The organism is Myroides injenensis M09-0166 (assembly GCF_000246945.1).
GTDB classification, from domain to species: Bacteria; Bacteroidota; Bacteroidia; order Flavobacteriales; family Flavobacteriaceae; genus Flavobacterium; species Flavobacterium injenense.
This window is the reverse complement of sequence record NZ_BAEX01000034.1, coordinates 18,092-32,838: the sequence shown is the minus strand read 5'-3', so window position 1 is coordinate 32,838 and position 14,747 is coordinate 18,092. Positions and strand designations below refer to the sequence as shown.

Below are 14,747 nucleotides of genomic sequence, written 5' to 3'. Positions count from 1 at the left end.
TTTTTATAAGATAGATCCAACGCGTATATATTAAAACGCATTTTTAAGTCTATCTAAACTTCGTTTAGTGTCTCTTTCTTTTATTGTTTCGCGCTTATCATAGTTCTTTTTCCCTTTACATAACGCTATTTCTAGTTTTGCTAATCCTTTTTCATTGAGGAATAGTCGTAAAGGAATAATTGTTAATCCTTTATTTTGAACACTTTTTAATAAACTTTTTAATTCTTTTTTATTGAGAAGGAGTTTGCGTTCTGTCTTAGCTTTGTGATTAAAGTGTTTGCTATGGGCATATTCTTCAATTTGTGTATTTATAGCAAATAACTCATGACCTTGAAATTCACAAAAGCTTTCAGCAATATTAGCTTTCCCTAGACGTATTGATTTTATTTCTGTACCTGTTAAAACTATACCTGCAGTATATTTATCTAATATTTCATAGTCAAACTTAGCTCTTTTATTAAGTATATTTATTTTCTTCTGCATTATATGAAATCGTGTTTTTAGTATTTTAAATTTTGGTTGGCAAACAAAAAGAGTTGCTACTGCAAAGTAACAACTCTTTTGGAATATCTTAAAATATATATTATAAAAAGAAATAACCTATTGAAACCATCCAGGTATTAGGTTTTGTTTTAAAATCCTTACTAACATTACTGAAACCGCCATCGTAGCTAACATCAACTGTAAATTTCAATACGTCAACACCAACACCTACACGGTAACCTATATTTGACTTGTCAAAGTTTTTAAATGTTTCTCCAACTTGTTTTGCTTTAAAGTTGTCACCTACCATATTAGTATAGACACCTCCGCCAAATACTCTAGCGTGTAAAAGAGGTAAATTGATAAATTTGTAACCTAAAACTACAGGTACTTCAATGTTTTTCATTTTAGAAGTCACATCGCTTTGAGCACCTTCAAATTTCACGTTTTTTTCTGTATAAAGTAACTCTGCTTGTAAGTATGTTTTCTTTATGTCTAATCTTGCGACAGCACCCACTCCAAAACCAGTTGAACTTTTGCTGTTATAATCTTTTAATGAAGTAGACATATCTGTAAAGTTCGCTCCTGCTTTGATTCCTACGTGTAGAGGAGATGGAGATTGAGCAAAAGCACTTCCGCTTACTAAACCTATTAATAGTGTTAAGCAGTAAAAAAGATTTCTAGTTTTCATAATTAATATTATTTTTTCGCTAAATTAAGTAAAAAATAAATAAAAGCATATTTATAAATGAGAGAGGTGTGTTTTTGTGAAAAGTTTCTTTCGAAGTTTCAAGAAACAAAAAAAGCTATACTTAAAAAATAAATATAGCTTTTATATAGTGGGGAGAGCAGGATTCGAACCTGCGAAGGTTTCCCAACGGATTTACAGTCCGTCCTCGTTGGCCGCTTGAGTATCTCCCCTACAAGCTTTATTGCTTATCTGTCTTGTTAAGAACGGTGCAAATATAGGGCTGTTTTCTTAATCTGCAAGCGTTCCGACGCTTTTTTTTATATAAATATTTCTCTTGTATGGCTAACTGTTTGGTTATAAAAAAAGTACAAGAGAAATATTTTTTATGTTTTTTTAGAATTTAATTACTGTTTGGCGAATTGCGACAAGCTTTTTCATTAAATCTTCAAAATAATCTAAGTGTAACATGTTTGCTCCATCACTTTTTGCATTAGCTGGATCAAAATGAGTTTCTAAAAATAACCCATCAACACCTACTGCAATACCTGCTTTAGCAATAGTCTCGATCAAGTCAGGACGGCCACCAGTTACTCCAGATGATTGGTTTGGTTGTTGTAAAGAGTGAGTGATATCTAATACAGTAGTAGCAAATTCTTTCATTGTAGGAATGCCTCTGTAATCTACTATCATATCTTGATAACCAAACATTGTACCTCTATCGGTAACCATTACGTCAAGATTATTACAGTCTATTACTTTTTGAACTGCATGTCTCATGCTTTCAGGACTCATAAATTGTCCTTTTTTTAAGTTTACAACCTTTCCTGTTTCTGCAGCAGCAACTACAAGATCTGTCTGTCTGACTAAGAAAGCAGGTATTTGCAATACATCAACATATTCTGCAGCCATTGCTGCATCAGTACGCTCGTGAATATCAGTAACTGTTGGTACTCCAAATTCTTTACCTACTTTTTGCAATATTTTTAGCGCTTTTTCATCGCCAATACCTGTAAAACTATCTATTCTAGAACGGTTAGCTTTTTTAAAAGATCCTTTAAATACATATGGTATTTTAAGATCATCTGTAATCTTTACTAATCTCTCAGCGATACGCATTGCCATTTCTTCTCCTTCTATGGCGCAAGGACCAGCTAATAAAAAGAAATTACCAGAGTCAGTATTTTTAATTAAGGGAATATTATTAATGTTCATAACTATTAATCTTTATAATTGTTGTAAGTCTATTTCTTGTTGTTTTTTAATTTTTTTACTTTAACTACTTCAGGGCGATCGAGTGGCTTTGCATTATTAGTAGCACCTTTTGTCTGGATGAAATAAGAAATAATAGCTATTGTTACTACTCCAAAAGAAAGGTTATTTGTAACTCCATTTCTAAGAAATAAATCAAATGAAGAATTTTTTAAAGCTTCTTCTGCTGACATATTCGTTTGAGTATTAAGAGCTTCATTTAAGTTTTCCATAAAGTGAGGAGATACTTGATTAAAAGTAATGTATTGTATTAATGGAAAGAAAAATGTAATCATTATACACATTACTAATCCAGAAAAGAAAGCGCGTTGCCAAGTAATTTGACCATCATAAAAATCTTTCTTTTTTTGTCTTATGCCTAGCCAATAAAAAAGAATAAGTATTAAATTAAATAGTAATTCAAAACCTACTTCAAAGCGTATTTTTTCAAGATCGTGAAAACCAAGTGATTTTACAATAAACATCCATATTAAAGCTGCTAAAGTTGCTATTGCAGCCCATTTAAACTCAATGGAGAAATTTCTCATTATATAACTTTAAAATTTGTACATCAAAAGTAAAGTTTTTATTTAATAGCTTAAAATATATTTTGTTTTGATTTTTTTTATTAGATTTAAATGTAAAATTTTAATAACAACCAATTTAGCTACTAAAACCAAAATTATTATTAAAAACTAAACTTAAAAACTGATTTATTATGAAAAAGTTAATATTGATAAGGCATGCTAAATCGTGTTGGAAAACAGTTAGTGATGATCGTAACAGACCATTATCTAACAGAGGTGTAAGAGATGCTCACTTAATTTCGGAAGAATTAGTAAAAAGTAATGCACTCCCAAAGAAGTTTATCGTATGGGCAAGTCCTGCTAAAAGAGCAAAAGAGACAGCTACTATTTTTGGTCAAAATATAGATATGAATTTAGATTGCATTATTTTAAATGAAGATGTTTATACTTTTGAATCAAATAAATTGGAAGATGCAATAAAAAAATGTAAAAATGAACATGATACATTAATTCTTTTTGGTCATAATGATGCAATAACAAAATTTGTTAATAAATTTGGTAACCGTACGTTCGATAATTTACCAACATCATCTGTCGTAGTCATTGATTTCGATACAGACAATTGGAAAGATATCAACAAGGGGGAAATACTATTAACTTTGATGCCAAGAGATTTAAAAAGTGATGAACACAAATACAACTAAATTTCGTTATATCGACAGAGAAAAAAGCTGGTTATCTTTTAATGAGAGAGTATTACAGGAAGCTGCTGATTCTACAGTACCTTTATTAGAAAGATTACGTTTCATAGGTATTTTTTCTAATAATTTGGATGAGTTTTTTAGAGTGAGATATGCAACTATTCGCCGTATGACTTTAACAGGTGAAAGTAATCGTCGTTTGGGAAGTGGTGTAATTGTAAAAAATTTACTAAGCGATATAACTAAGAGAGTTATTGAATTGCAAAATGAGAGTCTTAGAATTCTTAAAGAAATAGAAAATAGGTTAGAAGAAGAAAATATATTTATTGTAAATGAGAAAGAAATTAACGCTGAGCAACAAGCTTTCGTAAAAGAGTTTTATTTACATGAAGTATATCCTGATCTTATCACGATTATATTAAGTGACTTAGCCGAGTTTCCTCTTTTAAGAGATACACATGGCTACCTAGTAGTGAAGCTTTTACTAGATGAAAAGTTAGTCAAAAAACACGATGCAAAAGGTAAGGCTATAAAGGTATTGCCAGCAGTGCGATATGCTATTATAGAAATACCTAATATTATTAATCGCTTTGTTGAGCTTCCTTCTCATGATGGTAAGAAATATATCATTATGCTTGATGATATTATCCGATATAATTTAGATTCTATTTTTGAAATTTTTGATTATAAAGCAGAATCTGCTCATATGATTAAGGTTACCAGAGATGCAGAATTAGACTTTGATACAGATTTACACAAATCTTTTGTAGAGAAAATTTCAAGTGGTGTACGTGATAGGAGAGAAGGTGAGGTTGTACGATTTGTTTACGATTCTGAGATGGATCCTGAAACACTTGAATTTTTATTAAAACATATAGAAATAGAATTAAACGATAGCATTATACCTGGGGGAAGATACCATAATAGGAGAGATTATATGGGTTTTCCTAATATGGGAAGAAATGACTTATCTTATCCTAAATTAATACCATCAAGTGTAGCAAACTTAAATTTAGAAGATAGTATAATTCAACAAGTTCAGAAAAAAGACTTTATGATTTATACGCCTTATCAATCATTTTCATATTTAGTGAAATTCTTGCGCGAGGCAGCACTTGATCCTCAAGTATTATCTATTAAAATTACTCTTTATCGTTTAGCAAAAAACTCACAAATTATTAGTTCTTTAATCAATGCAGTAAAGAATGGTAAGAAAGTTGTTGCTCAAGTTGAATTACAAGCTAGATTTGATGAGACTAGTAATATCTATTATTCAGAGCTAATGCAAGCAGAGGGTATTCAATTAATTTTTGGTGTAAAAGGTCTAAAAGTACACAGCAAAATATGTGTTATAGAACGACTAGAGAATAAGAAAATAAAACGTTATGGTTTTATTTCTACCGGAAACTTTAATGAAAGTACTGCTAAAATTTATACTGATGTAACATTATTTACCGCACATAATCAAATATTAAAAGATGTCTCAAAAGTGTTTGAATTTTTACAAGTAAATTATCGTGTTCACAAATATAAACACTTGTTACTTTCACCGCATTATACTAGAAAGGGATTCAATAGATTAATAGATAGGGAAATAAATAATGCAAAAAAAGGATTGCCTGCTTATATTCATTTAAAAATGAATAGTTTGTCTGATTTAAAGATGATAGATAAACTCTATGAAGCAAGTAATGCAGGTGTGAAAATTCGATTAATTATTAGAGGAATATGTTCTTTAATTCCTGGAATAGAAGGAATGAGTGAGAATATTGAAGTGATAAGTATTGTGGATCGTTTCTTAGAACATTCTAGAATCTACATCTTTTGTAATAATGATGATCCTGCAGTTTTTATTTCATCTGCTGATTTTATGACTAGAAATTTAGATGAAAGAGTAGAGGTTACTTGCCCGATTTATGATGAAGAAATTAAAAAGGAATTAATAGAAACATTTGATATAGGTTGGAGAGGAAATTATAAGACTCGTATTCAGTCTGGTGACTTAGCAAATACTTATAGAAAAATTGAAGATGGTAAAATATTCCATGCGCAAATGGAAATGTATAATTATTATAAAAACAAACTCCAAAATAAAATGTAATATATGCTAAAAATAAGAAAATATGCTGCTATAGATATTGGTTCGAATGCCATGAGATTATTGATAATGAATATTATAGAAGAAAAAGGCAAAGAAACTGTTTTTAGTAAGAGTTCATTGATTCGTGTGCCGGTGCGACTAGGTCAAGATGCCTTTACCACTGGTGAAATTAGTGAAGAGTCCAAGCAGCGTATGATAGATTCTATGAAAGCATTTTATTTATTAATGAAAGTGAATAAAGTAGAACGGTTTATGGCTTGTGCTACTAGTGCCATGCGCGAGGCAGAAAATGGAACTGAGATCGTAGAAGAAATTTATAAAGAATCGGGAGTAAAAATTAGTATTATTGATGGTAAGAAAGAGGCTATGATAATTGCTTCATCAGATTTGAAACACTTTATCAATAGTTCGTCTAGTGTGATGTATGTAGATGTAGGAGGTGGTAGTAGTGAATTTACACTTTTTTCGAAGGGACAACAAATTGCTTCACAGTCTTTCAGAAATGGAACAGTAAGGCTTCTTAATGATATGGTTAAGAAAAGTGTTTGGGATGAAATTGAAAAATGGATAAAGGATAGTACTAAAGATATAGGTGAACTTATTGTTGTCGGTTCCGGCGGAAATATTAATAAAATATTTAAAATGTCTGGAAAGACTCAAGATAAACCATTAACTTATAGTTATGTTACTCAACAATATAATAAATTAAAAGCAATGACTTATGATGAGCGTATTTCTACTTTAGGATTAAACCCAGATAGGGCAGACGTTATTATTCCAGCTTTACGAATTTATAATAGCGCTATGAAATGGAGCAATGCAAAACATATATATGTTCCTAAAATTGGAGTGTCAGACGGTATTGTGAAAGCAATTTATTATAATAAAATACCATTAGATTATCAGACAATTAATCTAATAAAGTAAAAAAATAGCCTTTAAATATTATTTAAAGGCTATTTTTATATAGTTAGAATTTTTCAATAGCTCCTAATCCAAATAAAGCAAAGTCATACTTCACAGGATCTATCGGATCCATCTCTCTTAAAACGGCATCAAGTTCTTGAAGTGCTTTACCATCATTTTGTTTTCTTTTTAAAATGCCTAGCTTTCGTGCCATATTTCCAGAATGTACGTCTAAAGGACAAGAAAGTTCACTCGGGGATATCTTTTTCCATATTCCAAGGTCTACACCAGCATTATCTTGGCGTACCATCCATCTTAGAAACATATTTATTCTTTTAGCAGCAGAACCCTTTAATGGATCAGAAATATGTTTTTGTGTTCGTGTTGGATGTTCAATCTCAAAAAATATTTTTTTAAAAGAAGAAATTCTTTCCTGCAAATTATAAGATGATTTCTTTGAAAATACGTTTTCTAATCCATTGTGATTAATATAGATATTTTGTAATGCTTTAATAAAAGTAATAAAGTCAGTTCCATTAAAAGTGCGGTGTACAAATTGTTCCAACTTATCTAAATGGCTTTCTTTATGATTGATGATAAAATCATATGGAGAATTCCCCATTAATTCTATCATACGATGTGCATTTTTAATTATCATCTTTCTATTTCCCCAGGCTATAGTTGCACTTAGAAAACCGGCAATTTCTATATCCTCTTTTTCTGTAAAAAGATGTGGAATTTGAACAGGATCATCAGTAATAAAAGTAGGGTTATTATAGAGAATAACTTTTTCGTCTAGAAAATCCTTAATTTCATCTTTAGTCATTTATTTATCCTTTAGTTGTAATTTGTCCATCGACCATAATAAGTTTTCTGTCTGCCATATCTGCAAGTTCTTCATTATGAGTTACTATTACAAAAGTTTGACCGAATTCATCTCTTAATTTAAAAAATAGTTGATGCAGATTTTCTGCAGAAGTTGTATCAAGGTTTCCTGATGGTTCATCAGCAAATATAACTTGTGGTTTATTAATTAAAGCTCTAGCGACAGCTACGCGCTGTTGTTCTCCTCCCGATAATTCTGATGGATAGTGATTAATGCGATGTGACAAGCCTAAGTATTCTAATAATTTTTTAGCTTCTTTTTCTACTTCATTTTTATCTTTATTTGCAATGAATGCAGGAATACAAACATTTTCCAAAGCAGTAAATTCAGGTAATAATTGGTGAAATTGAAATATAAAGCCAAGATGTAAATTTCTAAATTTAGATAATTCACTATCTTTTAATTTCAAAATATCGATACCATTTATAAGTAAGCTAGTTTGTTCATTTATAGTAGGTTTATCTAGAGTCCCTAGGATCTGTAGTAAGGTAGTCTTTCCTGCTCCAGAAGCTCCGACAATAGAGATGACTTCGCCTTTGCGAATATGTAAGTCAACACCTTTTAACACCTCTAATTGGCTATATTTTTTATAAATATTTTTAGCTTTTATCATGGTTATAAATACTCTTAGTTTTATTACAAAGTAACGATGTTTTAGTTAGTATTAAAATAGAATATTTAAAAAGTCTTTCATTTTTGAAAAAAATAGTAACTTTAAATTCTGAAATTATACTTAGATAATATATTAGAGATATGGAAAATATAAAAAATATAAAAACAGCTATTTTTGGAGGAGGATGTTTTTGGTGTACAGAAGCAGTTTTTAAAAGTTTGAAAGGTGTTGAAGATGTATTACCAGGTTATATAGGTGGGACAACTGAAAATCCAACCTATGAAGAAGTTTGTACAGGAGAGACAGGACATGCTGAAGCGGTTAAAATTGTGTATGATAGCAATATTTTAAATTATCATCAATTATTAGAGATCTTTTTTGCTACTCATAATCCTACTACTTTAAATCGTCAAGGAGAGGATGTTGGTACGCAGTATAGAAGTGAAATTTTTTATAGCGATGATAAGCAGAAGAATGAAGCATTAGACTATATTGCTGCATTAGAAGAACAGCATATTTACCCAGACCCTATAGTTACTAAATTATCTCCTGCAAGTTATTTTTATGTTGCCGAGGATTATCATCAAAACTTTTTTGAGAAAAAGGGAGGTGAAAATCCTTATTGTCAAATGGTAGTTCGACCTAAATTAGAGAAATTTAAGTCAAAATATAGCTCTAAACTTAAATAGGGAACTTAAATACCTATACAAAGGTAGCAATTTCTATCTTTACAAGGCAAAAGCTGATATATAGTAATATGTATCAGCTTTTGTTTTATATCATTAATTTTTAACGCATTTGTATTGATAAGCAATGTATTGCAATTGATATAAAATGGCATTTTATTTTATAATGCTAAAAAATAGTTATACAATTTAAAAAAGATGTATAATAATAAATGAATTGGATGAAATCTGTTAGTTAAAAAGCATTTATAAGGGGAAATATAGTTGCTAAAATCATAAATTTTTATTAAATTTAATGTAGAAATTAAAAATAGAAAATTAAAGTATTTAAACAATTAACTCAAATTTATCCCTTATGAAAAAAATTTTCACAATTCTATTTGCAACGCTTGTACTTGTTGGGTGTAAAAACACTAAAGAAAGTAAAGAACTTGGTGATCAGAATGCTGGAAAGACATTAACAGGATGGTATTATTATCACTTGATGCAGCATAATTATGACTCAATTCCTAAATTAATGAATGATGATACAGCTGATATTCAGAATTTTATCAAAGTATTAAAAGATAGAGAAGAAAAATTAGGACATATTCAAAGTTTTGAAATTAAAGATTGGGAAAAAACCAGTCAAAATAAAAAAGAGAAAACAAAGGATTTTGTGATTGAGTACGACGTAACTTATCAGAATGCAAAATCATTAGAAACTATCTATTTAAATAAAAAGGGTAATGACCTTAAAATTACTAAGATAGAATATGAAGAAGAACAAAAATAAATAGAAAAGCTCCTTTTAAGGAGCTTTTTTTTTATGCTATAAAATCAGTAATTATCTCTTGCATTTCTTCTAGAGAAGCTACTTTTATATCAGGGTGATTCTTTAACCAAGAAGCATTTAACTCTTGTAGATTTGTTTCTATAGTAGTATGACTTTGGTCATCAATAAGACTTATCAACTCTTTATCTTTATTAAATTCCGTAGTTAAGAATTTACTAAGTTTTATTTTACTTAATGCTTTTATTCTGCGCATTTGTTTTTCAAAATATTCTAAATGTTCTTTAGCATCCATTGCTATAAGACCAGCTTGTATAATCTCAATCAAGTCCATATCCCATTTACTCTTCCAAACAAAAGCAGGAAATCCTTCCTCAGATAAGGTTTTATAATAATAATCTACACAATAACTGCTAAAAGCATCTGGATGCAGTTCATCATCCCCAATATTTGAGTTTCTTAAATAGTTAACAACTGAGATATTAGAATTTAAAATATCTAATATATTGTCGCTATTGTATGCACTTTCTGAAATTAATATGTATTCAAATTCTTTCATAGTATTTGGTAATAAAAATAAGCGACTCCTTATTAAGGAATCGCTTATTATGTTTATGCTTTTTGTTCTTTATTGAAATATACTAGATAATAATACATTTGCTTTTCTTCATCCCATCCTTTTTCTACAAACTTATCTGCACTTTCGGGATTGATGAAATCAAGTTTAATCTGAATATTGGTATCTAGATTAATTACGTTTTTAATTTTCTTACGTACATCTGACACTGCATTATTAGCGATAGGGAAGGAAGTGGTATCTTCTATACTATACTTTTCTCCTTTATCTACTTTGTAATTTTTAAATTCAGAAATTAAATCAGGATTTTCAATAACCTCGTTTAAGAAGTTTGTTTCTTCGAACTCATCATTTTTTGCAAAATAATTTACTGAGCGATTCATAAACATTACTTCTTCTTTTTTGTCTTCTGCTGGTAGTACAACTTCCTTAGCAAAGTCCTGACAGAATTTTAAATATTTTTTTGTCATGAATGCTTCATCTTGGAAGATATCTACTGATAAGAAATGTTCTAACCAATAACGAGCATCATATTTATTACTATCAATAGTAAGAATTTTGTATCCTTCTTCTTTTTTGTAATTAAAGATGATACATCCTTTGTCAAGTTTATTTAAGTTTATACCTTGTTGAAGAATCATCTCAAGGTTTGAACCGTTTTCATTGAACTGTAGGAAATCTGTTTTTATCTCACTTTTAAAAACTCCAATAGCATCTACCACATTATTGTCTATAGAAACGTTTGTTAAATACGCAACATAAACTTCTCCATTTTTTATATGTGGGTGATTAGATTGTTCAAAAAGGTGTTTAGTTATTTTCTTAGAAACTTCATGTAATGTATTAACTGAAGGAGCATTAAACACTTCTGCTGCATAGTTATACATTTCATTAAATTCTAAATCAACATCATGAGCAAATTGGTAGAAGTTTTCTTCTTTCTCACGGAAAGGTTTAAAGAAATATTCTTTTAATAGCGGGGCTATTTCATCATTAAGTTTATATGGTTCTTCAGATAAGAAGAAAGCTTCATTTCTACTTTTATTCCCAACTCTATGGATAGAAAGAGTTTCTACGTGAGCATTAAATAAATTGATCATGGCAAATACTTGTTGTATACTTTAGGCAGAATGCCTAATTATCTTTATAATTTATTATCTAAAATTTACATCCAATTGTCGTCGTCATAGCTTCCTTCTTCAAAGCTATCATCTCCATCAAACATATCGAAATCTTCGTCGTCAAAATCATCATCGAATTCACCAAAGATATCATCGTTTGATACAGGATTTGCAGTAAATGATTTTGTAGGCATTGAATCTGGCAAAATACCATGTGAAAACAATAATTCTGGATAAGCTAATCCTGGTTCTTCTTCTTCAACAGCTCCTAATTCAACAAAAAATGTCCACATATTTAAAAAATCATATACGTAGATTATTTTAGTTTGATCTTCGTTTAATACTGAATTAATAGGGGTAGAACTCATTGTCTTTTTATCATCTTCTCCCATATCAAACAAAGATATTTCGTCTTCTAATTGCGTCCATTGGTCGTCACAAGCATAAAACGATGCTGCTTCCATGCCGTCAAAGCCAAAAGCGTTAACTATTGCATTGTGAAGATCTTCTAAGGTATCTTCTTCTAAAATAGCGATATCTCTAAAGATATCTTCTTCTGTATCAAGGATTACTCTAAATTTATAAACCATATCTATTAGCGAATTTGTACGCAAATTTAAACTTATTATTGGTTTAAAGAGAATAATAAACAGCCTTTTTCTTTTCTAATTTGTTCTTATATCACAGCTAATTGAACATCAGATTTTTATAATATGGGGCAAAAATTGCAACTCATCCCTAAAATTCCACAATTCAGTTTTATTTGTTTTCATAACAGTGAGTATTATTTCACATTTGTCTTAACAAAAAACGAAATAGTTATGAAGTTTATAATTATGATTACCTTATTTTTGATCAATAGCTTATTCTTAGTATTAGGATTACCTATTAATAAATCATCAAATGAAGTTAGTGAAGATCAAGCTATAGTTTACACAGAACAAAATTCAAAAACGAAAAATGAAACAAAAGAATAACATTGGAAAACTAATACTCGTAATATTCGTTGTATTTATTTTGTTTAAGAGAGTGCTAAATATTCATGTGATTGATTTAGCAATCTTTTTAGGCTATACAATAGTATTTATTGGGATTGTTTCATTGGTTAATTATTTACTGATGGATAAGTACTTTTTTGAAGTAAAAAAGTATATACGCGAAAAGGAGAAAAATATCATTATTATTACTGCCATAGCTTCGGTTTTGAACTTCTTTCTGTTTTTTGTAGTTGGAACAATATTTAAGCTTTTTGACATTTTTGTGATGTTAAAAGAAGACTATGTTTTTTTTCAAGATTTAGGAGGTTTTAGAGCGATATTTAATTTTAGTTTGTTTTTGTCACTATTATTTGCTCTTTATGTTTACGTAAATCTTTCCTCTATTATAAAAGATCAACAGATAGAAGAACAAAAAGTAATATCAGGAAATGTATCTGCTCAATTTGAAAGTCTTAAAAATCAGTTAGATCCTCATTTCTTGTTTAATAGTCTTAACGTATTAAATGCACTAATTGAAGAGGATACTGAAAAGGCTCTCGCTTTTAATAATTCATTATCAAAGACATATAGATACATCTTAGATCAAAAGAGTAAAGAGTTAGTACCATTGCAAGAAGAATTAGATTTTGCAAAAACATATATTGAACTTTTGCAAATGAGGTTTGAAGACAGTCTGACGTTTGAGTTTCCTGACACAGTAAGGCAGGAGGGAGCGAAGGTTGTGCCACTTTCTTTACAATTATTATTAGAAAATGTAATTAAGCACAACAAAGCATCTTCTTCAAAGCCCATACATATTGTAATAACGGAAGAGTCAAATGGCTATCTTAAAGTTTCAAATAACTTAAATAAAAAACAAACTATAGACAATAGAAAAGGAATAGGCTTAAATAATATTGCAAGTCGTTATGCATTGATTACAAGTAAGCCAATTAAAGTAGAAGAAACTGAAGAGTTTTTTACAGTAAGAATACCAATACTAACCAAAATTATCGAACATATGAGAATTATTGATGTGCCTGAAAATGAGCAAGAAATATTAATTGAAGCAAAGAAGAAAGTAGAAAAAATAAAGAAGTTTTATGCTCATTTGACTTCTTATATTATGGTGTGTGCATTCGTGATAATGCTTAATTTACTTACAGACCCTTCATTTTTGTGGTGTTTGATTATTGTTTTTGCATGGGGAATTGGGATAGTATCACATGCAATGAATACATATGATTATAGTTTCTTTCTAGGTAAGAATTGGGAAGATCGAAAAATTAGAGAGCATATGGAAAAGCATAATGGTAAATCGCAACAATGGGACTAAATTATGGAAGAGAAGGTGTTATCAGACAAGATACAGCGAAATTACAAAAAGCTTAAGCGAATAAGACTAAATAGATTGCTTAATCTAATATTTCAGTTCATAATACTTATTGCTTTACTCATAATAACCGTTATTGAGGATAATTATGGAATAGAGAATTTTGAGATTAGAGTAGGGCCACCGGGATCGTTTTATGTATATTGGTTTATTGGAATTTGTGGAAGTGCACTATTTATCAAATACTTAATTCATTTCGCCGATTATTTACCTTACTTAAAAAAATGGCAAGAGAATTTAGAAAGGAATGAATTTGAAAAATTAAAAAGAAGATTTGAATACCAAATAAAATTAAATGACTGCAATTAATATAGTTATAGTAGAAGATGAAAAGCCTGCAGCGCGTTCGTTAGAGAGAAAGCTAGAGAAATTAGGTTATTCAACAGCAATGAAATTAACGAGCGTAGATGAGGCAATAGAGTGGTTTGGTTCTAACAAAGAACCAGACCTCATCTTTTTAGATATCCAACTGTCTGATGGTTTATCTTTTGAGATTTTTGAAAAAGTAAAAGTGAATAGCCCCATTATTTTTACTACAGCCTATGATGAGTATGCGCTAAGAGCTTTTAAATTAAATAGTATAGATTATCTATTAAAGCCTATTCAAGAAGAAGAATTAAAAGCAGCGATTAGTAAGTATTTTGAGCAGAAGACATCATTGTTTGGGTTTAATGAACAATTATCCTTATTTAAACAGTTTTTGACCTCAGGCAATGAAATAGAGTACAAAGAACGCTTTTCAGTTAAAATAGGTACTCAGATAAAGATCATAACCACACGTGAAGTTATGTGTTTCTTTAGTGAGAATAAGGCAACTTATATTAAAACATTTGATAATCGCAACTATTTAATTGATTATACATTAGAAGAGTTAGAGAAGATACTTTACGCTAAGGACTTTTTCCGTATCAATAGAAAGTTTATCATCAATATTAGTGCTATCAAAGAGATTCATACTTATTCAAGTTCTAGATTGAAGATTAATTTAAAGGAATTTGAGGACGAAGATTTAGTAGTAAGCCGTGAAAAAGTTAACGATTTTAAAAAATGGATTGAATAATGCTT

18 protein-coding genes and 1 tRNA gene are annotated in these 14,747 nt (G+C 29.6%); 9 read left to right on the top strand and 10 right to left on the bottom strand.

From position 1 onward, the window contains the following. Positions 1-30: 30 nt before the first annotated feature. The 5 genes from smpB to RH98_RS07300 form a co-directional block, all read right to left on the bottom strand. Positions 31-483, bottom strand: a complete 453-nt coding sequence (smpB, locus tag RH98_RS07320; protein WP_010252507.1) for an SsrA-binding protein SmpB — start codon at positions 481-483, stop codon at positions 31-33. A 100-nt stretch (positions 484-583) separates the two neighbouring features. Then, positions 584-1,174: a porin family protein gene (locus RH98_RS07315; protein WP_010252505.1), complete on the bottom strand. Its 591-nt coding sequence runs from the start codon at positions 1,172-1,174 to the stop codon at positions 584-586. 149 nt (positions 1,175-1,323) lie between these two features. Beyond that, a tRNA-Tyr gene (locus tag RH98_RS07310) sits at positions 1,324-1,404 on the bottom strand. A 163-nt stretch (positions 1,405-1,567) separates the two neighbouring features. Continuing rightward, entirely contained in the window at positions 1,568-2,386 is an 819-nt protein-coding gene (gene kdsA / locus RH98_RS07305) for a 3-deoxy-8-phosphooctulonate synthase (RefSeq protein WP_010252503.1), read from the bottom strand. A gap of 29 nt (positions 2,387-2,415) precedes the next feature. Beyond that, a complete protein-coding gene (locus RH98_RS07300; protein ID WP_010252501.1) occupies positions 2,416-2,970 on the bottom strand; it encodes a DUF4199 domain-containing protein in 555 nt (184 codons plus the stop codon). Positions 2,971-3,140: 170 nt separating this feature from the next. On the opposite strand from RH98_RS07300, the gene RH98_RS07295 reads away from it, so the two are divergent. The 3 genes from RH98_RS07295 to RH98_RS07285 are packed head-to-tail and all read left to right on the top strand — an operon-like array spanning position 3,141 to position 6,678. Continuing rightward, entirely contained in the window at positions 3,141-3,653 is a 513-nt protein-coding gene (locus tag RH98_RS07295) for a SixA phosphatase family protein (protein ID WP_010252499.1), read from the top strand. Then, the gene (gene ppk1 / locus RH98_RS07290; RefSeq protein ID WP_010252498.1) at positions 3,634-5,751 is read left to right on the top strand and encodes a polyphosphate kinase 1; all 2,118 of its coding nucleotides are present in this window, start codon (positions 3,634-3,636) and stop codon (positions 5,749-5,751) included. The genes RH98_RS07295 and ppk1 overlap by 20 nt, the downstream gene beginning before the upstream one ends. A 3-nt stretch (positions 5,752-5,754) precedes the next feature. After that, positions 5,755-6,678 carry a Ppx/GppA phosphatase family protein gene (locus RH98_RS07285; RefSeq protein ID WP_010252496.1) on the top strand — a complete coding sequence of 308 codons (924 nt, stop codon included), beginning with the start codon at positions 5,755-5,757 and terminating at the stop codon, positions 6,676-6,678. A gap of 43 nt (positions 6,679-6,721) precedes the next feature. Here the strand turns inward: RH98_RS07285 and RH98_RS07280 are convergent, their stop codons facing one another. Together RH98_RS07280 and RH98_RS07275 are read right to left on the bottom strand one after the other, a co-directional pair. Further along, positions 6,722-7,483, bottom strand: coding sequence for a TIGR02757 family protein (locus RH98_RS07280; protein WP_010252494.1), 762 nt, complete (start codon positions 7,481-7,483; stop codon positions 6,722-6,724). A 4-nt stretch (positions 7,484-7,487) separates the two neighbouring features. Beyond that, positions 7,488-8,156 (bottom strand): ABC transporter ATP-binding protein, encoded by a 669-nt coding sequence (locus RH98_RS07275; protein WP_010252492.1) that lies wholly within the window; start codon positions 8,154-8,156, stop codon positions 7,488-7,490. A gap of 140 nt (positions 8,157-8,296) precedes the next feature. On the opposite strand from RH98_RS07275, the gene msrA reads away from it, so the two are divergent. Further along, positions 8,297-8,845 (top strand): peptide-methionine (S)-S-oxide reductase MsrA, encoded by a 549-nt coding sequence (gene msrA, locus RH98_RS07270; protein ID WP_010252490.1) that lies wholly within the window; start codon positions 8,297-8,299, stop codon positions 8,843-8,845. 352 nt (positions 8,846-9,197) lie between these two features. Beyond that, complete coding sequence (locus RH98_RS07265; RefSeq protein WP_010252488.1) at positions 9,198-9,617, top strand: hypothetical protein; 420 nt, start codon at positions 9,198-9,200, stop codon at positions 9,615-9,617. Positions 9,618-9,648: 31 nt separating this feature from the next. On the opposite strand, the gene RH98_RS07260 is transcribed toward RH98_RS07265, so the two are convergent. The 3 genes from RH98_RS07260 to RH98_RS07250 all read right to left on the bottom strand — a co-directional run bounded on the left by RH98_RS07260 (position 9,649) and on the right by RH98_RS07250 (position 11,902). After that, on the bottom strand, positions 9,649-10,173 hold the full coding sequence (locus RH98_RS07260; protein ID WP_010252486.1) for a DMP19 family protein: 525 nt from the start codon (positions 10,171-10,173) through the stop codon (positions 9,649-9,651). A gap of 53 nt (positions 10,174-10,226) precedes the next feature. Continuing rightward, positions 10,227-11,291 carry a nucleoid-associated protein gene (locus RH98_RS07255; RefSeq protein WP_010252484.1) on the bottom strand — a complete coding sequence of 355 codons (1,065 nt, stop codon included), beginning with the start codon at positions 11,289-11,291 and terminating at the stop codon, positions 10,227-10,229. A gap of 65 nt (positions 11,292-11,356) precedes the next feature. Continuing rightward, the gene (locus tag RH98_RS07250; RefSeq protein ID WP_010252482.1) at positions 11,357-11,902 is read right to left on the bottom strand and encodes an IS1096 element passenger TnpR family protein; all 546 of its coding nucleotides are present in this window, start codon (positions 11,900-11,902) and stop codon (positions 11,357-11,359) included. Positions 11,903-12,133: 231 nt separating this feature from the next. On the opposite strand from RH98_RS07250, the gene RH98_RS15750 reads away from it, so the two are divergent. From RH98_RS15750 to RH98_RS07235, 4 genes are read left to right on the top strand one after another with little or no spacing between them, the layout of a single operon-like run. Further along, a complete protein-coding gene (locus RH98_RS15750) occupies positions 12,134-12,289 on the top strand; it encodes a hypothetical protein (RefSeq protein ID WP_158427118.1) in 156 nt (51 codons plus the stop codon). After that, positions 12,273-13,625 (top strand): 2TM domain-containing protein, encoded by a 1,353-nt coding sequence (locus RH98_RS07245; RefSeq protein WP_010252480.1) that lies wholly within the window; start codon positions 12,273-12,275, stop codon positions 13,623-13,625. Before RH98_RS15750 ends, RH98_RS07245 begins: the two co-directional genes overlap by 17 nt. Positions 13,626-13,628: 3 nt before the next feature. Next, complete coding sequence (locus tag RH98_RS07240) at positions 13,629-13,991, top strand: hypothetical protein (protein WP_010252478.1); 363 nt, start codon at positions 13,629-13,631, stop codon at positions 13,989-13,991. Continuing rightward, on the top strand, positions 13,978-14,742 hold the full coding sequence (locus RH98_RS07235; RefSeq protein ID WP_010252476.1) for a LytR/AlgR family response regulator transcription factor: 765 nt from the start codon (positions 13,978-13,980) through the stop codon (positions 14,740-14,742). The genes RH98_RS07240 and RH98_RS07235 overlap by 14 nt, the downstream gene beginning before the upstream one ends. The last annotated feature ends 5 nt before the right edge of the window (positions 14,743-14,747 follow it).

Bases quoted from the DNA above. Each gene is read 5' to 3' on its own strand.
- RH98_RS07240 (WP_010252478.1), top strand. From the start codon at position 13,629: ATGGAAGAGAAGGTGTTATCAGACAAGATACAGCGAAATTACAAAAAG.
- kdsA (WP_010252503.1), bottom strand. From the start codon at position 2,386: ATGAACATTAATAATATTCCCTTAATTAAAAATACTGACTCTGGTAAT.
- msrA (WP_010252490.1), top strand. From the start codon at position 8,297: ATGGAAAATATAAAAAATATAAAAACAGCTATTTTTGGAGGAGGATGT.
- RH98_RS07255 (WP_010252484.1), bottom strand. From the start codon at position 11,291: ATGATCAATTTATTTAATGCTCACGTAGAAACTCTTTCTATCCATAGA.
- ppk1 (WP_010252498.1), top strand. From the start codon at position 3,634: ATGAACACAAATACAACTAAATTTCGTTATATCGACAGAGAAAAAAGC.
- RH98_RS07285 (WP_010252496.1), top strand. From the start codon at position 5,755: ATGCTAAAAATAAGAAAATATGCTGCTATAGATATTGGTTCGAATGCC.
- RH98_RS07295 (WP_010252499.1), top strand. From the start codon at position 3,141: ATGAAAAAGTTAATATTGATAAGGCATGCTAAATCGTGTTGGAAAACA.
- smpB (WP_010252507.1), bottom strand. From the start codon at position 483: ATGCAGAAGAAAATAAATATACTTAATAAAAGAGCTAAGTTTGACTAT.
- RH98_RS07250 (WP_010252482.1), bottom strand. From the start codon at position 11,902: ATGGTTTATAAATTTAGAGTAATCCTTGATACAGAAGAAGATATCTTT.
- RH98_RS07300 (WP_010252501.1), bottom strand. From the start codon at position 2,970: ATGAGAAATTTCTCCATTGAGTTTAAATGGGCTGCAATAGCAACTTTA.
- RH98_RS07260 (WP_010252486.1), bottom strand. From the start codon at position 10,173: ATGAAAGAATTTGAATACATATTAATTTCAGAAAGTGCATACAATAGC.
- RH98_RS07245 (WP_010252480.1), top strand. From the start codon at position 12,273: ATGAAACAAAAGAATAACATTGGAAAACTAATACTCGTAATATTCGTT.
- RH98_RS07275 (WP_010252492.1), bottom strand. From the start codon at position 8,156: ATGATAAAAGCTAAAAATATTTATAAAAAATATAGCCAATTAGAGGTG.
- RH98_RS07280 (WP_010252494.1), bottom strand. From the start codon at position 7,483: ATGACTAAAGATGAAATTAAGGATTTTCTAGACGAAAAAGTTATTCTC.
- RH98_RS07235 (WP_010252476.1), top strand. From the start codon at position 13,978: ATGACTGCAATTAATATAGTTATAGTAGAAGATGAAAAGCCTGCAGCG.
- RH98_RS07315 (WP_010252505.1), bottom strand. From the start codon at position 1,174: ATGAAAACTAGAAATCTTTTTTACTGCTTAACACTATTAATAGGTTTA.
- RH98_RS15750 (WP_158427118.1), top strand. From the start codon at position 12,134: ATGAAGTTTATAATTATGATTACCTTATTTTTGATCAATAGCTTATTC.
- RH98_RS07265 (WP_010252488.1), top strand. From the start codon at position 9,198: ATGAAAAAAATTTTCACAATTCTATTTGCAACGCTTGTACTTGTTGGG.